Source organism: Streptomyces sp. A5-4, from assembly GCF_051131715.1.
GTDB lineage: Bacteria > Actinomycetota > Actinomycetes > Streptomycetales > Streptomycetaceae > Streptomyces.
This window is the reverse complement of record NZ_CP178591.1, coordinates 6,159,345-6,178,989: the sequence shown is the minus strand read 5'-3', so window position 1 is coordinate 6,178,989 and position 19,645 is coordinate 6,159,345. Positions and strand designations below refer to the sequence as shown.

The following is a 19,645-nucleotide window of genomic DNA, read 5'->3' as shown; positions in this document are numbered from 1 at the left end:
CGGCCGCTCCGGCTGGCTCGGGCGCCGGCCCTGTGACTTGCTCGTTCCACCCACGTCCCGGTGGGTCCCGGTGACTATGCAGCACCCTGTGACCCCGGTCACCCTTACGTGCATTTCGTTCATACGATTCAGGCCAGGCAGACTGAGAGACATGCGCATCCCCCGCCCTCGCAGCCTGGCCGGCCAGCTCTTCGCGATGCAGGTCGTCCTGGTCACGGTGATCGTCGCCGGGTGTGCGGTCTTCACGTACGTCTCCGACCTCTCCCAGGCGGACGACAGCGCCCGCCGCCAGGCCACCGCCACCGCGACCGCCGTCGCGAACTCCCCGGCGGTGATCGAGGCGGCCCGCTCCGACAACCCCACACCACTCCTTCAGCCGTACGCCGACGGGCTGCGCGAGGAGACCGGGGTCGACTTCGTCGTGATCATGGATCCGAACGGCACCCGCTGGACCCACCCGGAGCCGGGCCAGATCGGCAAGACCTACCTGGGGCACACCGACCCCGCGCTGAAGGGCGAGACGTTCTCCGAGACGCACGTGGGGGTGCTGGGGCGTTCGGTGCGCGTGGTGACACCGGTGCTGGACGGCGGGCGGATCACCGGGCTCGTCAGCGCGGGCATCACCGTCGAGAAGATCAGCGCGCAGCTGCGTCGGCAGGTGATCGCGCTGCTCGGGGTCGCGTCCGGCGCGCTGGCGCTCGGCGGTCTCGGTACGTACGTCATCAATGCCCGGCTCAGGCGGCACACTCACGGCATGAACGCCGCCGAGCTGAGCCGCATGCACGACTACCACCAGGCCGCGCTGCACGCCGTGCGCGAGGGGCTGCTGATGATCGACGGACAGCGGCGGATCGCGCTGATCAACGACGGCGGGCGTGAGCTGCTCGGGCTCGGGCCGGACGCGGTCGGCCGACCGGTGGCCGAAATGGATCTGCCCGCCCCGCTCACCAGCGCGCTGCTCGACCCTGGTGCGCGCGTCGACGAGGTGCACCTGACAGCGGACCGGGTGATCGTCGTCAACAGCAGGCCGGTCTCCGGCGGCGAGCAGAGCGGCACCGTCGTCACCCTCCGCGACCACACCGAACTCCAGGCACTGTCGGGCGAGTTGGACTCCGAGCGCGGCTTCACACAGGCGCTGCGCTCGCAGGCCCACGAGGCGGCGAACCGGCTGCACACCGTGGTGTCCCTGATCGAGCTGGGCCGCGCGGACGAGGCGGTCGACTTCGCCACCTCGGAGCTGGAGCTGGCCCAGGTGCTCACCGACCAGGTCGTCGGCGCGGTCGGCGAGCCGGTGCTCGCGGCGCTGCTGCTCGGCAAGGCCGCGCAGGCGAACGAGCGCGGCCTGACGCTCGTCCTCGACGAGCACAGCCGCATCGACGACGGGCTGCTGCCACGCACGCTGCCCGCCCGCGACCTGGTGACGATCCTGGGCAACCTGATCGACAACGCGATGGACGCGGCCCAGGGCAGCGAAGGCGCGCGCGTCACCGTGACGGCCCGCACCGACGAGCCCGGCGACGAGCTGCTGCTGCGGGTCTCGGACACCGGCCCCGGGGTGGCCCCGGCCGCCGCCGACGCGGTGTTCGCCCGGGGCTGGTCGACGAAGAGCCCCGGGCGGGGGCTGGGCCTCGCCCTGGTGCGCCAGGCCGCGCACCGGGGCCGCGGCACGGTGGTGCTGGCCGAAGGCCCGCACCACGGCGCGGAGTTCACCGTACGGCTGCCGTTGCGCGCGGAGGTGACCGCATGATCCGGCCCAGGGCGGGACGCGGTCCGAGAAGCCCGCGGGGGTCCGCGTGATCCGCGTCCTGGTCGTCGAGGACGACCCCGTGGCGGCCAACGCCCACGCGCTGTACGTCGGCCGGGTCACCGGGTTCTCCGTGGCGGGCGTGGCCCACTCCCGGGCCGAGGCCGTGCGCGCACTGGACCGCACCCCCGTCGATCTGCTGCTGCTCGACCTCTACCTGCCCGACGGCCACGGCCTGGCGCTCGTGCGGTCGCTGCGCGGGGCGGGCCACACGGCGGACGTCATCGCCGTCACCTCGGCGCGCGATCTGACCGTCGTACGCGAAGGGGTCTCGCTCGGCGTCGTCCAGTACGTCCTCAAGCCGTTCACCTTCGCGACCCTGCGGGACCGGCTCACCCGCTACGCGGAGTTCCGCGCGACGGCCGGCGAGGCCAGCGGCCAGGACGAGGTGGACCGCACTCTCGCGGCCCTGCGCACCCCGCAGCCCGCGGGGCTGCCCAAGGGGCTGAGCGCCCCGACGCTGGAGGCGGTGACCCGTACCCTGCGGGCCGCCGCGGCCGACGGGGTGACCGCGGCGGCGGCCGGCACGGCGGTGGGGATCTCGCGGATCACCGCGCGCCGGTATCTGGAGCACCTGGTGACGGCGGGCCGCGCCGAGCGCACTCCGCAGTACGGGCAGATCGGCCGGCCGGAGCTGCACTACCGGTGGATCTCCTTGCGCTGAGGGCCAGTTGACAGCCGCTTGACACCAACGCGCGGCCGTGCATGGGCATTGACCCTGCTGGCCGGTGCTCGTCCTCTACATCGTGATCTCCCGGCGGCTGGGCGGCGGCTTCGCACTGGGCGGTGCGGTCAAGGGGTGAGCGGCGGTCAATGCGCGATCGACGCACGTCACGCACGGTGCGAACAGGCAGGTCCGGTGGGATGTTCCTACGAGTGGTGATGTTGGCGGAACGCACCGTAGTCAGCGCACCCCACTCCTCACTACGGTATGCCCGTGCACCCCACCCCGCCGTTCAACGCCCCCGCCGCGCGCCGCCTGCGCGAAGCCCTGGGGATGGCACCCGGTCATGTCGCGTACGGCCTGCGCGCGCAGTACGGCCTCAATGTCGGCCCCGATCTGGTGATCGCCTGGGAGCGCGGTGCACGGGCCCCCGACTCCCGCGAGATCACCGCGCTGGCCGGGGTCCTGTGGTGCTCGCCCGGCGAGCTGTTCGCCGCCCCCACCACACTGCGTGAGCACCGGACGTCGCGCGGGCTCGCGGCGCAGGATCTGGCGCGCCGGATCGGCATGGAGCCGGCCGCGTATCAGCGGATGGAGGACGAGGGGCGGTGGCGCGGCAACGAGCGGCAGTCCGCGGCGCTCGCCGAGACGCTCCAACTGGCGCCGCGCGAGTTCATGACGGTGACCGGCCGCGACGACGAGCTGGCCGAGCTGTTGCGCAGCGCGGTGATGACCCGCTGGCAGGCGTACGTACGCCCGACGACCAAGGTGCTGCCGCTGCCCCGGCAGCGGATCGAGGATGTGCTCCAGCAGCTGCACACCGACTACCAGTCCCGGATGGTGGCGACGCTGAGCTGGGGCGGCGGCGATTCGGGGGGCGGCGCGGCGGGCCGGGAGTTCCTGGACGGGATCCTCGGACACTTCTGGCAGCTGGCGCGCTGATCCGAAGCCCGTTCCGGCGGGCACACCGGGGACGGGCCGCACACGAAGCGGCCCCGGCGCCCCCGGAGGGACGACAGAGCCGGTCGGCCGTGCGGAGCAGGGGCGAAAGTCCCTCGGGGCCGGGTCAGAAGACCGACTCGGCCTCGTACATCCGGTCCTCGGGGACCCTCTTGAGCTCGGACACACCCTCCGCGAGCGGCACCATCGCGATCTCGGTGCCGCGCAGTCCGGTCATCATGCCGAATTCACCGCGATGAGCGCCCTCCACCGCGTGCCAGCCGAAGCGGGTCGCCAGCACCCGGTCGTACGCCGTCGGGGTGCCGCCGCGCTGCACGTGGCCGAGGATGACCGGGCGGGCCTCCTTGCCGAGCCGGTTCTCCAGCTCGATCGCCAGCCGGGTGCCGATGCCGGTGAAGCGCTCGTGGCCGAACTTGTCGATGAGCCCCTTCTCGTACGGCATCGAGGAGCCCTCGGCCGGGCGTGCGCCCTCCGCGATGCACACGACGGCGAACTTCTTGCCGCGCGCGAAGCGCTCCTCGACCATCTTCACCAGGTCGTCGACCTCGAAGGGCCGCTCGGGCAGGCAGATGCCGTGCGCGCCGCCCGCCATGCCCGACTCCAGCGCGATCCAGCCCGCGTGGCGGCCCATGACCTCGACGACCATGACGCGCTGATGCGATTCGGCCGTGGTCTTGAGCCGGTCTATCGCCTCGGTCGCGACGCCGACCGCGGTGTCGAACCCGAAGGTGCGGTCGGTGCCGTTGATGTCGTTGTCGATGGTCTTCGGTACGCCGACGACGGGCATCCCGGCGTCGGAGAGCATCCGCGACGCGGTCAGGGTGCCCTCGCCGCCGATCGGGATGAGCACGTCGATGCCGGACCGCGCGGCCAACTCGTGCCAGTTCTCGGCCGCTTCACGCAGCCGGTCGCGCTCCAGACGGGCCGAGCCCAGGATGGTGCCGCCGCGGGCCAGGATGCCGCTGACGGCGTTGAGGTCGAGGGGGCGGTAGTGACCGTCGAGCAGGCCCTTGAACCCGTCCTCGAAGCCGATCACTTCATCGCCGTGACCCACGGCACGGTGCACGACCGACCGGATCACTGCGTTCAGCCCCGGGCAGTCGCCGCCTGCGGTGAGAACTCCGATACGCATCGCGCTGTTTCTCCTGCTCGCTAGTGGTACATGTGAGCCAGCACCCGATTGTTCCACGGGTGACAGGGGCCCCGCTCTCCCGGCTGCTCCGCCGGGAAGGCGCTCGGACCCGGCGGACAGGCCTTTCGCCCGGCGGGCGCCCTATCCACCCACGGAGGTATTGTCAAGAGGGCGGAGCCACTCCCATGGGCGTTTTCTCCGGGTCTGCCGGGGGGCAATCACACACGACGCATCCCGCACGTCGCATGCGGCCCACATGACGCATACGGACAGCACAAGCGAGCAAGGGACGGAGAACACGCGTGACGCGCAGCGTGTACGTGACCGGCATCGACCGGGGGGACGGCCGCCAGGTCGTCGAGCTGGGAGTCATGGAACTCCTGACCCGCCAGGTGGACCGGGTGGGTGTTTTCCGGCCCCTGGTGCACGACGGCCCCGACCGCCTGTTCGACCTGCTGCGCTCCCGCTACCGGCTGTCGCAGGACCCGGCGTCCGTGTACGGCCTCGACTACCACGAGGCGTCGGCGCTCCAGGCCGAGAAGGGCACCGACGAGCTGGTGTCCCGCATCGTCGACCGCTTCCACCGCGTCGCGCGCGAGTACGAGGTCGTGCTCGTCCTCGGTACGGACTTCGCCGCCACCCAGCTCCCCGACGAACTCGCCCTGAACGCCAGGCTCGCCAATGAGTTCGGCGCCTCGGTGATCCCGGTGGTCGGTGGCCGCAAGCAGACCGCCGAGTCGGTGCGCGCCGAGACCCGCAACGCCCACCGCGCGTACGGGGTCCTGGGCTGCGACGTACTGGCCATGATCGTCAACCGCTGCGCCCCCGAGGACCGCGCGGCCATCGCCGAGCGCCTGGAGGCCCGCCTCCCGGTGCCCTGCTACGTACTGCCCGACGACCCGGCGCTCTCGGCGCCCACCGTCGCCCAGATCACCCAGGCCCTCGGCGGCACCGTGCTGCTCGGCGACGAAGCGGGTCTGGCCCGCGACGCGCTGGACTTCGTCTTCGGCGGCGCGATGCTGCCGAACTTCCTGAACGCCCTGACCCCCGGCTGCCTGGTGGTCACCCCCGGCGACCGCGCCGACCTGGTGGTGGGCTCGCTCGCCGCGCACAGCGCGGGAACCCCGCCCATCGCCGGCGTCCTGCTCACCCTGGACGAGCGGCCCGGCGACGAGGTCCTCACACTGGCCGCGCGCCTCGCGCCCGGCACCCCGGTGGTGTCGGTGGCCGGCGGCTCCTTCCCTACCGCCGGCGAGCTCTTCGCCCTGGAGGGCAAGCTGAACGCCGCCACCCCGCGCAAGGCGGAGACCGCGCTCGGCCTCTTCGAGCGGCACGTCGACACCGCGGACCTGCTGGCCCGGATGTCGGTGGCCCGCAGCGGTCGCGTCACGCCGATGATGTTCGAGCACGACCTGCTGGAGCAGGCCCGCGCCGGCCGGCGCCGCGTCGTACTCCCCGAGGGCTCCGAGGACCGGGTGCTGCGCGCCGCCGACGTCCTGCTGCGCCGCGACGTGTGCGACCTGACGCTGCTCGGCGATCCGGACGTGATCCGCAAGCGCGCCGCCGACCTGGGCATCGACCTCGCCGGGACCCAGCTCATCGACCCGCGGACCTCCGAGCTGCGCGCCGCTTTCGCCGAGACGTACGCCCAGCTGCGCTCCCACAGGGGTGTCAGCGTGGAGCTGGCCCACGACGTGGTTGCGGACGTCAACTACTTCGGCACCATGATGGTCCACGAGGGCCTGGCCGACGGCATGGTCTCGGGTTCGGTGCACTCCACCGCGGCGACCATCCGCCCGGCCTTCGAAATCATCAAGACCAAGCCGAACGCCTCGATCGTCTCCTCGGTGTTCTTCATGTGCCTCGCCGACCAGGTCCTCGTCTACGGCGACTGCGCGGTGGTCCCCGACCCGAACGCCAAGGAGCTCGCGGACATCGCGATCCAGGCGGCCGGCACCGCGGCCCAGTTCGGGGTGGACCCCCGGCTCGCGATGCTGTCGTACTCGACGGGCACCTCCGGTTCGGGCGCGGACGTCGACAAGGTCCGCGAGGCGACCGCACTCGTCCGGGAACACCGCCCCGACCTGCGGATCGAGGGCCCGATCCAGTACGACGCGGCGGTCGAGCCGTCCGTCGCCGCCACCAAGATGCCCGAGTCCGAGGTCGCGGGGCGGGCGACGGTGCTGATCTTCCCCGACCTGAACACCGGCAACAACACCTACAAGGCGGTGCAGCGCTCGGCCGGCGCGGTGGCCGTGGGTCCGGTGCTCCAGGGGTTGCGCAAGCCGGTCAACGACCTCTCGCGCGGCGCGCTGGTGCAGGACATCGTCAACACGGTCGCCATCACCGCGATCCAGGCCCAGGGCAGGAGCGAATGACCGCCGTTCCCGCCATCCCGTCCGCCGCCCCCGCGACAGAAAGCACCGCCCCCGTGACCGCTGACGCCACGCGTATCCTCGTCCTCAACTCCGGCTCCTCGTCGGTGAAGTACCAGCTGCTCGACATGCGGGACGGCTCACGGCTGGCCGCCGGTCTGGTCGAACGGATCGGTGAGGCCACCTCCCGGCTGGTGCACACGCCGCTGACCGGGCAGGACGGCGAGGGGGCGAAGCGCGAGCGCACCGGCCCCATCGCCGACCACGAGGCCGCGCTGAAGGCGGTCGCCGAGGAGCTGGCGCGGGACGGGCTCGGCCTGGACTCGCCCGAGCTGGCCGCGATCGGGCACCGGGTGGTGCACGGCGGGCTGACGTTCACCGAGCCGACCGTGATCACCGGTGAGGTGCTGGCGGAGATCGAGCGGCTCGTGCCGGTGGCGCCGCTGCACAACCCGGCGAACATCACCGGTATCCGCACGGCGCAGACCCTGCGCCCGGATCTCCCCCAGGTCGCCGTCTTCGACACCGCGTTCCACACGACGATGCCGGAGTCCGCGGCCCGCTACGCGATCGATGTCGAGACCGCCGACGCGCACCGCATCCGCCGCTACGGCTTCCACGGCACCTCGCACGCGTACGTGTCGCGCGAGACGGCGAAGCTGCTCGGCAAGGACCCCTCCGAGGTCAACGTCATCGTGCTGCACCTGGGCAACGGCGCCTCGGCCTCCGCGGTCCGCGCCGGGCGGTGCGTCGACACCTCGATGGGGCTGACGCCGTTGGAGGGGCTCGTGATGGGTACCCGCTCCGGTGACATCGACCCCGCGGTCGTCTTCCACCTGGAGCGGGTGGCCGGGATGTCGACGGACGAGATCGACGTACTGCTCAACAAGAAGAGCGGCCTGGTCGGCCTGTGCGGCGACAACGACATGCGGGAGATCCGCCGCCGCGTCGACGAGGGCGACCAGCAGGCGCTGCTGGCCTTCGAGATCTACATCCACCGGCTGAAGAAGTACATCGGCGCCTACTACGCCGTTCTGGGCCGGGTCGACGCGGTGGCCTTCACCGCGGGCGTCGGCGAGAACGCGGCGCCGGTGCGCGAGGCGGCGATCGCGGGCCTGGCGGAGCTGGGCCTGGCGGTGGACGCGGACCTCAACGCCGTACGGGCGGACGGGGCGCGGCTGATCTCGCCGGAATACACGAGGGTCGCGGTGGCGGTGGTTCCGACCGATGAAGAACTTGAGATCGCTCGTCAGACCTACGCGTTGGTCACCGACTGACCTTACTGATGATCAATTGGCCAATTGATCAGGGATTTGAAGGCCATCGCCTGAGCGGCCTCCCGCCCATTTGTACATTCCACCAGACGGAATATTCCGCAGGGAAACAAACCGATAGGATCCGCCTCATGCGCCGTTCCAAAATCGTCTGCACACTGGGCCCCGCCGTCGACTCTCACGAGCAGCTCGTGGCTCTGATCGAAGCCGGCATGAGCGTGGCCCGCTTCAACTTCAGCCATGGCACTCACGCCGAGCACCAGGGCCGTTACGACCGCGTCCGCAAGGCCGCCGAGGAGACCGGCCGGGCGGTGGGCGTACTCGCCGACCTCCAGGGACCGAAGATCCGGCTGGCCAAGTTCGCCGAGGGGCCGGTGGAGCTGGTCCGCGGGGACGAGTTCACCATCACCTCCGAGGACGTCCCGGGCGACAAGTCGATCTGCGGTACGACCTACAAGGGTCTGCCGGGCGACGTCGCCAAGGGCGACCCGATCCTGATCAACGACGGCAACGTCGAGCTCAAGGTCATCTCGGTCGAGGGTCCGCAGGTCAAGACCATCGTCATCGAGGGCGGTGTCGTCTCCGACCACAAGGGCATCAACCTGCCCGGTGCGGCGGTCAACGTCCCGGCCCTCTCCGAGAAGGACATCGACGACCTCCGCTTCGCCCTCGGGATGGGCTGCGACCTGGTCGCGCTCTCCTTCGTACGCGACGCGGACGACGTCAAGGACGTCCACAAGGTGATGGACGAGGAGGGCCGCCGGGTCCCCGTCATCGCCAAGGTGGAGAAGCCGCAGGCCGTCGAGCACATGGCCGGCATCGTGGACGCCTTCGACGGTGTCATGGTGGCCCGCGGCGACCTGGCCGTCGAGTACCCGCTCGAAAAGGTCCCGATGGTGCAGAAGCGCCTCATCGAGCTGTGCCGCCGCAACGCGAAGCCGGTGATCGTGGCGACCCAGATGATGGAGTCGATGATCACCAACTCCCGCCCCACCCGCGCCGAGGCGTCCGACGTCGCCAACGCGATCCTGGACGGCGCGGACGCGGTGATGCTCTCCGCGGAATCCTCGGTCGGCGCGTACCCGATCGAGACGGTCAAGACGATGTCGAAGATCGTCGTGGCGGCCGAGGAGGAGCTCCTCTCCAAGGGCCTCCAGCCGCTGGTCCCCGGCAAGAAGCCGCGCACCCAGGGTGGCTCGGTCGCGCGTGCGGCCTGCGAGATCGCGGACTTCCTGGACGGTAAGGCACTGGTCGCCTTCACCCAGTCCGGCGACACCGCCCGCCGCCTCTCGCGCTACCGCACCGCCCAGCCGATCCTGGCCTTCACCACGGACGAGTCGACCCGCAACCAGCTGTCGCTGAGCTGGGGCATCGAGTCCTTCGTCGTCCCGCACGTGGACAACACGGACGCGATGGTGGACCTGGTCGACGGCGAACTGCTGAAGCTCCAGCGCTACAACCAGGGCGACACGATGATCATCACCGCCGGCTCGCCCCCCGGCGTCCCCGGCACGACGAACATGGTCCGGGTGCACCACCTGGGCGGCGGAGAGCGCGGCTGACGCGCGCTCCGCAGGCACGCGGCGAGGGCGGTACCCCGGATTTCCTGTTCCGCGGTACCGCCCTCGCCGCGTTCACCGCCGGGCCGACTCCTGCTTCCCCGCCGCCTCTTCCGCTTCCTCCGGCCCCGCGGGGCTCAGGCACAGCGGCCGGCCGGTACCCGGACGACTGTGGCCCGCACCGACCAGGGGCGCTCTCTAGGGGTCGGTGCGGGCCACAGCCCTTTCTCGCGGCTCCCGGGAAGGTGCGAGGCCTCAGGCCCCGGGGCTGAGGATGTGGTTGTACAGGCCCGGAACCTTCAGCGAGCCGCCGAACTGGCCGGCCTGGGTCACCTTGACCTTGGTGAACATCGCGAAGGGGACATTGATCGGCGGCGGGGTCTCCGGGCTGAAGGTGATCGGGATGAGGCCGAAGAGGTTGCCCTTCAGCTCCTCCGTGTACATCGTCACCGTGCCGCCGCGGATGGTCGACGTCGAACCCTCACGGGACTCGACCTTGTGAGTCGTGCCGCTGGGACCGACGACCGACTGGTCCAGGTCCTTGATGTCGACCGTGTCCGCGGTGAACTTCAGGACCTTCTTGATCTTGCCGGAGTACGTCTTGACCTCGACGATGCCGTGGTAGTCGAGCCCGCCCAGCGTGAGCATGGAGCTGTTGAGCATCCAGGCCTCGTCCGGGAGGAGCGGGATGCCGGGCTCCAGCTCGGCATCGGCCAGAGCCTTCGGGTCCGGCGTCGGGCAGGGGAAGGGCTCCTTGCCGTCCGCGTCCTTCTTGGCCTCGGCGTCCCTGGCCTTCCCCGCGTCCTTGGCGGCCTGGTCGAGTTCCTCCACGTCGGCGCCGGCCAGCTCGGCCGCGTCCTCAATGGCCTTCTTCGTCCTGGCCGCAGCATCGTCGGTCTTGTCCTTGACACCGGCCTCGGCCTTGGGATCCGCCTTGGGATCGGCCTTGGGATCGGCCGCCTCGTCCTTCTTCCCCGCGTCGGACGTCGGGGCGGCCTTCGCGTCGGACCCGGCATCGTCCGTCGGGCTGGACGGAGTGTCCGTCGGGTCCTTGGGCTCCTCCTTGTCCGGGCCGTCGAAGAGATCCTTGAGCGCGTCGCCCACACCCAGCGGGTCGAGCGGGTTCTTGGTCGCGCTCGGCGACGGGGTCGCGGACGGAGTCGGCTTGGTGTCCGGCGCCTTCGTGACCGGCGGCTTCGCGGCCTGACCCGCTACCGACTCCTTGGCCGGGTCCGCCGCCTCGGAGCTGCTCGCACTCGCGTCCGGCGCCGGAGTCTCCTCCGGCGTGTCCGTACTCGCACTCGGGCTCGGGGTCGCCGTGGCGGAGGGCTCCGCCGAGGGGGACTTCGACTCGGACGCGTCGGGGTCGGGGGTGTCCGAGCGGGTTACGCAGGGGCCCGGCGCGAAGGGGTTGGTCGGCTGCTCGTCGGCCAGTGCCAGCTTGGGGGTGAGCCCCATCCCCACGAACACCGCCGTGGGCATCGCGGCCAGAGCCATCGCCTTGCCCGCGGGTATCTGCCACTTCGTCAGCAACGACTTCCGTGGGGCCGCGTGACGCGGCCCGCTTCTCGCACGGACCCCGTCGCCCACAGCCGCGGTCAGCTCTGTCTCGTCACCCCGCACTGTTCCTCCCGCCATTCGCGTCTACAGATGAGTCGGTAGCGTGTGTGTTCGGTTCACCGGCCCGCGGCTCGGGAAAAACGGCTCCGTCCGGTTCGCCGCCGAAGGTCTGCGCCGCGTCGGGTTGCTTCGGCTCGACGGATGGCGCAGCGGGTTTGCCCGGCGCCCAGGCGATGGACAGCGCTCCGCCGAGCATGGCCAGCAGGAAGCCGATGACGAAGCCACCGATATTCGCCACCGGCAGGGAGACCATCGCCAGGACGATCGAGGCAACGCCCGCGAAGACCCGGACGATCTGGTGGAACCACATCGTGAAGCCCAGCGTGACCAGGAGTACGCCGATGATCAGCGAGCCTGCGCCCGCTGTGGTCGCCATGGCCAGCGTGACGTTGCCCAGCTTGAGATTGGCGTACGGGAAGTACGCGATCGGCACGCCGCCGATCATGGTGAGTAGGCCTGCCCAGAACGGCCGCGATCCTCGCCAGGCACGGAATCGCCGCCGAAATACGCGGAGGTGGTGCTCGTTGTGCCCCGGTGACTCGGCGCTCATGGAAAACAGCTCCCTGGAACCGGCATCGCCGGGGAGATAGAAGTTGGAGACAGGGGGTCGGGCAGCGGTGAAGCTCCCCGACCCCCCTCAGCGAGTGCTTAGTAGCACTCCTTGACACCCTTGTGCAGCTTCAGGCTCAGGTTGCTGAGCTTGAAGGTTCCGGCAGTGGTGGCCCACGCCGTCTGCTCCACGCCACTCAGCGTCGCCTTCCTGGCGCGCTGGGCGAACCCGAACGGATTGACCTTCTTCTCCGTACCGGGCTGGATCTTGGTCGGGTTGTTCTTGTCACCCGCCGCGACACCGATGTCGATGTCCTCGAACAGGGCGTCAGCCTTCAGCTGGGCCACGTCGAGGTAGAGGTCGGTCGCTTCGACCGGCTTCTTGGCGTTGGTGCCGGCCCTGAGCTCAAGGCTGATGGCGCCGAAGACCGGCACGTTCGGCGTGACCACCGACTGGCACATGTTGGTGATGGTGGCCCTGCTGAAGCCCGACACGGCCACCGGGTTCAAGGTGTCCTTGCCGTTCAGGTCCTTGCCCTCGGCCATGCTGCCGTACTGAATGAAGTCGTAGCCGACGAGTTCGTCGGCGCTGACCTTGAAGCTCTGGCCGGAGACGCTGAACGAAGCCGCCAGCGCGCCCTGAGCCAGGGCGATGCCTACCGCGGCCGTAGCGGCCACGCTCGGCACCATGACTATGGCGAACCGCTTCCATCTGGTTCCACCGCGTACTTGGGAACTCATGACTTTCCTCCTTCTCGGACGTACATCTCCATTACGGGCTGGAACCCGCAGGGGGATGGGAGAAGTGCTACGTCCTCGGGAAGGAGAGCGCCCGTATCGGAGGCGCGAACAGCGCCCGAAATCACCGGCGATCACCCCCGAGCGACAACCACTGGCCACGCATTCGCGCAACCGCACTGGACAGGCCCCGCCGGGTAGCAGGGACCCCCCTGTCCACAGCCGACGCGCCACTGCCGCCGGCCCACTCGGTGGGGATCCAGGGGACCGCGGCACCGAATGGCTGTCGGGCTGGTGCGGTGTTGGACCGAGCGTGGCCGATCGTGGTGCATTACAAGCCGGTGCACAAGGGGGTTCGTTACTCGCTAGTAACGGCCCGATAACCAAGGCGCGACCGCCCGGCATCGGGCGGCCGTGGATGGTGTCGTCGAGTGACGTGAAAAAAATGGTGATTGAGGATCAGAACCGGGCAGAACGACGCTCTCGGCTTACTGCAAGTAACAGCGGCCGCGATTACCAAGTTTTGGTAAAGCGCGGCCGCTTATTGTCACTGTGTCGCTAAAACTTCAGGAGTACCCCAGGGGTACCACCCGTCAGAACAGCACCCTCGCCAGTGCCATCCGCGCCGGGGCCACCCGCGGGTCGTCCGCGCCGATGACCTCGAAGAGTTCCAGCAGCCGCACCCGCGCGGCGTTCCGGTCGTCGCCCACTGTGCGGCGCACCGTCTCGACCAGTCGCCCGAAGGCGTCTTCCACATGGCCGCCGACCAGATCGAGGTCGGCCGCGGCGATCTGCGCCGGTACGTCGGCGGGGTGGTCGGCCGCGTCCTGGCGGACCCGCTGGGGGTCGAGCCCCTGCACCCGGCCGAGCAACTCGGCCTGGGCGAGGCCCAGCTTGGCCTCGCTGTTCGCGGGATCGTCGCCCAGCACGTTCTGGTACGCCTGGACCGCGCCGCCGAAGTCGCCCGCGTCCAGCGCCCGCACAGCGGCCTCAAGGAGCGCGTCGTAAGGGCCGACCGGCTCCTCGATCTCCGCGGCCTCCTCGACCGGGGCCTCCTCGGCATCGGAGTCGACGGCGATGCCGGTCAGACCGAAGCGCTCCTCCGCGACCTGGACCAGCTGGTCCAGCGTCTCGCGGATCTGCGCTTCGGGGGCCAGACCCTGGAAGAGCGGCAGCGCCTGTCCGGCGACCACCGCGAAGACAGCCGGGATCCCCTGGATCCCGAACTGCTGCATCAGCATCTGATTGGCTTCGACATCGATCTTGGCGAGGATGAAACGGCCCTTGTACTCCAGCGTCAGACGCTCCAGCAAGGGGCTGAGCTGCTTGCACGGCTCACACCACTCGGCCCAGAAGTCGATGACGACAGGGACTTCGGAGGAGCGCTGGAGGACATCGCGCTCGAATCCGGCCTCATCGACATCGATCACCAGACTCGACGGGGCGACACCCGTGGGGCCGCCCTCCGTGGCGGCCTGGGCACGGGCCTGCTCCGCCTTCTGCCGGGCTTCGCCGGCCGCCTTCACCGCGGCGAGGTCGACGACGCCGCTCATAGACATGTTCCTAGGCTGCATGCGTACATCCTCCCCCTTTCGCGCGCGGTTCTGGAATGCTTCACGAACCGGGGCCCGCTCGCAGCCCCCCGCCGGATTGCGGGGCATACGGGCGGACGGCGGTCCGAGGCCCCGAGGAGGACCGGTGGCCGGCGCCGGATCCCCATCCGGCGCCCGTGGTCGTGTCGTAGTGGCCGCGTGGTTGTCGCTGCTTTCGCTACGGGTCGTAGCGTAACTCGAAAGGCCGTCGCGCCGCTGCCCCCTTTCGGTGATCTCCCTCACTGACAATCGCCTACCGGCCGGTATGGTCACGGGCATGTCCAGCCGGATCCACCCCACCTCCCCCTCCCGAACGGGCCGCCCACGCAGCCCTGGGGCCAATGCCGCGATCCTTGAGGCGACCAGGGCGGCACTGGTGGAGCTGGGCTGGTCCAAGCTCACGATGGGCGATGTGGCGAGCCGGGCCGGGGTCGCCAAGACGACCCTCTACCGCCGGTGGGCGCACAAGAACGAGTTGGTCGTCGATGCCGTGGCCGTCCTCTTCGACGAGCTGGAACTCCCCGACCTGGGCAGCCTGGCGGCCGACATCGAGGGCGTGGTGCTGCAGTTCGCGGCGCTCCTGGACCGGCCCGAGACCAAGACCGCGCTGATGGCGGTGGTCGCGGAGTCGACGCGCGACGAGGCGCTGCGCCGGCGCATCCGCTCGGCGATCGTCGACCGGCAGAAGCGCCTGGTGGTGCTGGGACGCGAACGCGCGCAGGCCCGCGGCGAGCTGCCGTACGAGGAGGACCCCGAGCAGGCGGCCGGCAACGCGGACCTGATCTTCGACGTGATCGCCGGAGCCGTCGTCCACCGGGCGCTGGTGAGCGCGGAACCGGTGGACGCGGCCTGGGCGCACAGCTTCACGCTGCTGCTGGTGAGCGGGCTGGGAGCCACCCCGCCGGCCGGGCGGACCTGAGGGTCCGTACGTCAGACCTGGTAACGGTCCGGCGCGAACAGCCGGAGGTTCTCCGCGACCCACTCCGAGGTGTGCTTGAGCCCGTCCTCCAGCGAGACCTCCGGCCGCCAGCCCGACCACTCCAGCGCCCGCGTGTTGTCGGAGAGCAGCCGCTCCACCTCGCTGCCGGCCGGCCGCAGCCGCGCCGGGTCGACCACCACCTCGGCGTCCCGCCCCGACGCGGCGATCAGCGCGTGGGCGAGGTCCCCGATGGCGATCTCACGACCGGTACCCAGGTTGACGGCCTCGCCGAGCGCCCGGTCGCAGCCGGCCATCGCGAGGAAGCCGCGGGCCGTGTCGGTGACGTACGTGTCTTCTCCTGGCACGGCCCGTTCGCCATCTACCTCGTCGGCATTCCCACCGCGGTCGCGATGCTCATCGCGATGCCGAACCTTCCCGCGGCGGGACGGGTCAAGGGCGGCGGGATCCTCACTCTGCTGCGGTCAACACCCCAGCTGCTGGGCCTGTACGCACTGTCGGTGGTCGCTTCGTTCCTGCTGTACGTGCTGATCGTCTTCTTGCCACAGCGGTTCGACCAGCTGGGTGTCGCCGCGCCCTTCACCATCGCGGCGATCATCGCGAGCATCTCGCTCGCCGGCAGTTTCTCCGGGTTCTTCTACGGCAAGATGCGGGCGCACCTGGGTTATCTGCCCCTCATCCGTGCGGCGCTCGTGCTCTGGGGCGTGGCTTTCCTAGTGGGCGCGCTCGCGGACCAGCCCGCGCTGCTCGCCGTCGCCGCGGTCCTGTTCGGCGCGGGCAGCGGGGTCTCGGTCCCGGCCCTCGCCATACTCACCGGAGAGACTTCACCGGCCGAGATGCGCGGACAGGCGTTGGCGTTGTCGGGCACGGCCAACTTCGGCGGCCAGTTCGCGGCGCCGCTGGTGATCGGCCCCCTGGTCGGGGCCACCTCGCTCACGGCCGGATTCCTGGCCGCTGCGGCGCTCAGCGGGCTGGTGCTGCTGGTGCTGCTCTTCGTGAAGCTCGGCCCGCCCACACCGGAACTCGAAGCCCGGGAGCAGGAACAGGAACGCGAGCGGGAGGAGCAGGAGCGCTCCCAGGGCTCGGCGACCTGAGCCCCGTAGGCCCCGAACCATCGACCTGGCAGCCGCCGCCGAGCTGGGGTTCTCCCTGAAGCGCCTGGGCCTGTACGACATGCCGCGCTTCGATCTGTTCGTGGACACCTGCCCGCCGAGCCTGCGCGTGTGGGACGCCCCCGCCGCCCAGCCGATGCGGTACGTGCCCTGCACCACGCCGAAGAAGCTCGCGCCATGGATGTACACCAAGGGCAGCCGGCCCCGGGTCATGGTGACCGCGGGCAGCCGCATCACGCCGGACTACTACTACGACGTACTGGCCGCCCTGGTGGAAAAGGTGCAGCACTTGGACGTCGAGCTGCTCGTCGGAGCCCCCGACGACATGGCCGCCAAGCTGGGGCCGCTGCCGGACAACGTCCGGGCGGGCTGGCTGCCGCTGGACGTGGTCGCCCCGACCTGCGACGTGGTGGTCAATCACGCCGGCGGAAACACCGTGCTGGGCAGCATGGCGCACGGTGTGCCGCAGGTGCTCATCCCGTACCTGCCCTACGTCGTGGACTACTCCACCCGCCTGACCGAGTACGGCGCCTCGAAGATGATCCGGCCCGGCGACGACACCGCGGAGAACATCACCGCCGCGGTGCGGGAAGTCCTGGACACCCCCTCGTACCGCGAGCAGGCCGGGAACCTGCGCGACGAGATGGCCCTGATGCCGACCCCGGCGGCGGTAGTCGCCGCGCTGGAGAAGCAGGCCGAGCAGGGCCGTGCCGAACCGGCGGCCCCCAAAAGCCGTGAGCTCGCCCCGGGGTGAGCCCGCCGCACGCGGCCCGCACGCCGAGCCGGGCCGGCCGCATTCCCCGATCCGACGCATGAAAGGCATTCCCATGAAGGCAGCAGCGATCAATTCCTTCGGCGGGCCCGAGGTAGTGGAGCTCCTCGACGTCGATACGCCGACGGCAGGCCCGGGTCAGGTCCGGGTGCGGGTCAGGGCCGCAGGCATCCAGACCGCCGACTGCTCGGTGCGCGGCGGCTGGACACCGCCCGGCCAGACCCTGGCGTTCCCGCAGAAGATCGGCAACGAGTTCGCGGGGGTCGTCGACCAGACCGGCGAGGGTGTCGAGGGGGTCGAGGTGGGCAGCGAGGTGCTGGGCTGGGCCCTGCTGTCCTGCCACGCCGAGTACCTGGTGGTGCCCACCGACCAGATCGTGACGAAGCCGGCCGGTATGCCGTGGGACGTGGCGGGAGTCTTCTCCGCCTCCGGACAGACGGCGCACACCGCCCTGGACAAGCTGAAGGTCGGCTCGGGCGACACGCTGCTGGTCCACGCCGCGGCCGGCGGGGTGGGCACCGTGGCCGTGCAGCTCGCCCTGAACTACGGCGCGACCGTCATCGGCACCGCGAGCCCGCGCAACCACGACTACCTGCGCTCGCTGGGCGCCATCCCCGTGGCCTACGGCGAAGGACTGGTCGACCGGGTACGGGAGCTGGCCCCCGAGGGGGTCACCGCGATCCTCGACGGCGCGGGCGGCGAGGCGCTGGACGCCTCGGTGGAGCTGCTGGACAACCGCGACCGGATCGGCACCCTCGTGGGCTTCGAGCGGCTCGAAGAGCTCGGGATCGTCGGGGTGTTCACCCAGCGCGCCCTGACCCGCCTCAGGGAGCTGGCCGAGCTCTACACCCAGGGCAAGCTGCACATCGAGATCGCCCGGACCTTCCCGCTGGCAGCGGCCGCCGACGCCCACCGCGAGGTCGAGACCCGGCACACCCGCGGAAAGCTCGTCATCGTCATCGACTGAGCCGCCGGCCCGAACCGCTGATGGACGGGCGCCGCGCGTCAGTCGCTGCTCGCCGCGACGGTGTGCCGCTCCCACTCCTCGGTGAGCATGGCGAGTATCGCGTCGGACTCCACGGCGCCGTGGATGGCCTCGCGCCCGTCGACCACGAACGCCGGCACGGACGTCACCTTGATCGCGGCCCCCCGGGCCTCGTCCGCGCGCACCTCGGTTGCGCATCCGTCGCCGGACAGCACCTCGGAAATCGTGGCCCGGGACAGGCCGGCGTCCACCGCGAGCGCCCGGAGCACCTCATGGTCGGCGATGTTCGACAACTCGGAGTGATAGGCGTACAGAACCCGCTCCATCAGGGCGTTCACCAGGCCGTGCCCCTCGGCCGCGTGCAGCAGTCGGTGCGCGTCGAAGGAGTTGACGGGCCGGTACTCACCCGGGCGCAGTGCGATTCCCTCCTTGTCACCGAGGTCGATGATGCTCTGGAAAATGCCGTCGAGCTCCTCCTGGGAATGCCCGTCGCGCCGCATCATCTCGTTGAGGGAATCGCCTGGGACGATGGGCTGGTTCACCCTCAGCTCGAACGACCGCCATACGGTCTCGACCTGATCCGCGTGCGGGAACCGAGCGAGAGCCGCTTCCCACCGCCGCTTTCCCAGATAGCACCACGGACACACCACATCGGACCAGATCTCCACAGTCAGCACTGGGTGACACCCTTTCCTCGCAACGGAATGACACCTTCAATTCTGCATCCTCAACTGCGCTCCAGGTCAAGGGAGTAGAGAAGATTGCCGACCACCGGCGGATAACAAGGAGCGAAAATTGAGTCCACTTAGAGCGTGACGGCCGAAACTGGTGGCGCATTCCGGACGAGAGATGAATACAGCTCCGGGCATCGGAGTGCACCGACTCGTTGGCCCACCCACCGGGATCGACCGTTCTTTAGCAAGGGAGAATTTCGTTGCGTATCCACAGCACCCTGACGCGCGCTCTGGCTGTCACCGCCCTCGCTGCCTCCAGCGCAATAGCCTTTCCGGCAAGCGCTTCAGCGGCGACGTCCACCGTGCCGTACCTGTGCCCGGTCGAATTCGGCGGCGGAAGTTACGTGCTCGAATACAGCCGTAGTTTCAACGTGACCGCCCCGGCGACCGTACGGCCGCACCAGACATTCACCGTCGCGTACGACCCGGAGCCCGTCAACCCGCGCACCGAGTTCAACACCAAGGCCTGGGACGTGAAGTTCGTCTACAACCTCCCGGCAGGGGCCAAGATTCTCGGCCACAAGCTGGTCGGCGGCTCCAACCTGGGCGACTCCAAGCAGACGGTGTCCTTCTCCCCCGGCCAGGTCACGGTCTCGGCGACCGGGCCCTTCACCGCGGGGGTGGACGCCGACGTCCCCACCCTCAAGGTGAGCCTGCGCGCCCCCGCCGCCGGCGAGCTGACCACCTCGGTGGCCGGCACCAGCGCGGCCGACCCGGGCTTCCGCTGGATGGCCGAGGACCCGACGACCCACGAGATCGGCGAGCTCCCCTGCTACCCGAACCCGGCCGCCCCTGTCGTGCTCTCGCGCACCGTCGTCTCCTGACTCGAACTCGTCGG

General features: G+C 70.2%; 17 protein-coding genes and 1 pseudogene. 11 read left to right on the top strand and 7 right to left on the bottom strand.

Annotated features, from left to right (window positions below; genetic code table 11):
- The first annotated feature begins 151 nt into the window (after positions 1–151).
- From ACLLJJ_RS29085 to ACLLJJ_RS29075, 3 genes are all read left to right on the top strand, one after another.
- Positions 152–1,747, top strand: a complete 1,596-nt coding sequence (locus ACLLJJ_RS29085) for a sensor histidine kinase (protein ID WP_434596800.1) — start codon at positions 152–154, stop codon at positions 1,745–1,747.
- A 46-nt stretch (positions 1,748–1,793) separates the two neighbouring features.
- Positions 1,794–2,468: a response regulator gene (locus tag ACLLJJ_RS29080; protein ID WP_434596797.1), complete on the top strand. Its 675-nt coding sequence runs from the start codon at positions 1,794–1,796 to the stop codon at positions 2,466–2,468.
- A gap of 267 nt (positions 2,469–2,735) precedes the next feature.
- On the top strand, positions 2,736–3,410 hold the full coding sequence (locus ACLLJJ_RS29075; RefSeq protein WP_434596795.1) for a helix-turn-helix domain-containing protein: 675 nt from the start codon (positions 2,736–2,738) through the stop codon (positions 3,408–3,410).
- Positions 3,411–3,534: 124 nt separating this feature from the next.
- Here the strand turns inward: ACLLJJ_RS29075 and ACLLJJ_RS29070 are convergent, their stop codons facing one another.
- Positions 3,535–4,560: an ATP-dependent 6-phosphofructokinase gene (locus tag ACLLJJ_RS29070; RefSeq protein ID WP_283515623.1), complete on the bottom strand. Its 1,026-nt coding sequence runs from the start codon at positions 4,558–4,560 to the stop codon at positions 3,535–3,537.
- 302 nt (positions 4,561–4,862) lie between these two features.
- Here ACLLJJ_RS29070 and pta point away from each other — a divergent pair, with 302 nt between their 5' ends.
- The 3 genes from pta (at position 4,863) to pyk (ending at position 9,771) form a co-directional block, all read left to right on the top strand.
- The gene (gene pta / locus ACLLJJ_RS29065) at positions 4,863–6,938 is read left to right on the top strand and encodes a phosphate acetyltransferase (RefSeq protein ID WP_434596792.1); all 2,076 of its coding nucleotides are present in this window, start codon (positions 4,863–4,865) and stop codon (positions 6,936–6,938) included.
- On the top strand, positions 6,935–8,212 hold the full coding sequence (locus tag ACLLJJ_RS29060) for an acetate kinase (protein WP_434596790.1): 1,278 nt from the start codon (positions 6,935–6,937) through the stop codon (positions 8,210–8,212). Before pta ends, ACLLJJ_RS29060 begins: the two co-directional genes overlap by 4 nt.
- 128 nt (positions 8,213–8,340) lie before the next feature.
- The gene (gene pyk, locus ACLLJJ_RS29055; protein WP_434596788.1) at positions 8,341–9,771 is read left to right on the top strand and encodes a pyruvate kinase; all 1,431 of its coding nucleotides are present in this window, start codon (positions 8,341–8,343) and stop codon (positions 9,769–9,771) included.
- 252 nt (positions 9,772–10,023) lie between these two features.
- Here pyk and ACLLJJ_RS29050 read toward each other — a convergent pair whose 3' ends face one another.
- The 4 genes from ACLLJJ_RS29050 to ACLLJJ_RS29035 all read right to left on the bottom strand — a co-directional run bounded on the left by ACLLJJ_RS29050 (position 10,024) and on the right by ACLLJJ_RS29035 (position 14,249).
- Complete coding sequence (locus ACLLJJ_RS29050) at positions 10,024–11,391, bottom strand: hypothetical protein (protein ID WP_434600552.1); 1,368 nt, start codon at positions 11,389–11,391, stop codon at positions 10,024–10,026.
- Complete coding sequence (locus tag ACLLJJ_RS29045) at positions 11,381–11,938, bottom strand: DUF6114 domain-containing protein (RefSeq protein ID WP_434596787.1); 558 nt, start codon at positions 11,936–11,938, stop codon at positions 11,381–11,383. Before ACLLJJ_RS29045 ends, ACLLJJ_RS29050 begins: the two co-directional genes overlap by 11 nt.
- 98 nt (positions 11,939–12,036) lie before the next feature.
- A complete protein-coding gene (locus ACLLJJ_RS29040; protein WP_434596784.1) occupies positions 12,037–12,678 on the bottom strand; it encodes a DUF6230 family protein in 642 nt (213 codons plus the stop codon).
- A 590-nt stretch (positions 12,679–13,268) separates the two neighbouring features.
- A complete protein-coding gene (locus ACLLJJ_RS29035) occupies positions 13,269–14,249 on the bottom strand; it encodes a tetratricopeptide repeat protein (protein ID WP_434596782.1) in 981 nt (326 codons plus the stop codon).
- A gap of 295 nt (positions 14,250–14,544) precedes the next feature.
- On the opposite strand from ACLLJJ_RS29035, the gene ACLLJJ_RS29030 reads away from it, so the two are divergent.
- Entirely contained in the window at positions 14,545–15,186 is a 642-nt protein-coding gene (locus ACLLJJ_RS29030) for a TetR/AcrR family transcriptional regulator (RefSeq protein WP_434596780.1), read from the top strand.
- 11 nt (positions 15,187–15,197) lie between these two features.
- On the opposite strand, the pseudogene ACLLJJ_RS29025 reads toward ACLLJJ_RS29030, so the two are convergent.
- A pseudogene (locus ACLLJJ_RS29025) lies at positions 15,198–15,536 on the bottom strand (GDP-mannose 4,6-dehydratase); the annotation flags it as partial.
- 72 nt (positions 15,537–15,608) lie between these two features.
- On the opposite strand from ACLLJJ_RS29025, the gene ACLLJJ_RS29020 reads away from it, so the two are divergent.
- From ACLLJJ_RS29020 to ACLLJJ_RS29010, 3 genes are all read left to right on the top strand, one after another.
- A complete protein-coding gene (locus ACLLJJ_RS29020; protein WP_434596777.1) occupies positions 15,609–16,298 on the top strand; it encodes an MFS transporter in 690 nt (229 codons plus the stop codon).
- Positions 16,299–16,317: 19 nt separating this feature from the next.
- On the top strand, positions 16,318–17,070 hold the full coding sequence (locus ACLLJJ_RS29015; RefSeq protein ID WP_434600551.1) for a glycosyltransferase: 753 nt from the start codon (positions 16,318–16,320) through the stop codon (positions 17,068–17,070).
- Between the two features lie 73 nt (positions 17,071–17,143).
- A complete protein-coding gene (locus tag ACLLJJ_RS29010; RefSeq protein ID WP_434596776.1) occupies positions 17,144–18,055 on the top strand; it encodes an NADP-dependent oxidoreductase in 912 nt (303 codons plus the stop codon).
- Positions 18,056–18,093: 38 nt separating this feature from the next.
- Here the strand turns inward: ACLLJJ_RS29010 and ACLLJJ_RS29005 are convergent, their stop codons facing one another.
- Positions 18,094–18,750 carry a DsbA family oxidoreductase gene (locus tag ACLLJJ_RS29005; protein ID WP_434596774.1) on the bottom strand — a complete coding sequence of 219 codons (657 nt, stop codon included), beginning with the start codon at positions 18,748–18,750 and terminating at the stop codon, positions 18,094–18,096.
- A 257-nt stretch (positions 18,751–19,007) separates the two neighbouring features.
- Here ACLLJJ_RS29005 and ACLLJJ_RS29000 point away from each other — a divergent pair, with 257 nt between their 5' ends.
- Entirely contained in the window at positions 19,008–19,631 is a 624-nt protein-coding gene (locus ACLLJJ_RS29000) for a hypothetical protein (protein ID WP_434596771.1), read from the top strand.
- Positions 19,632–19,645: the final 14 nt, after the last annotated feature.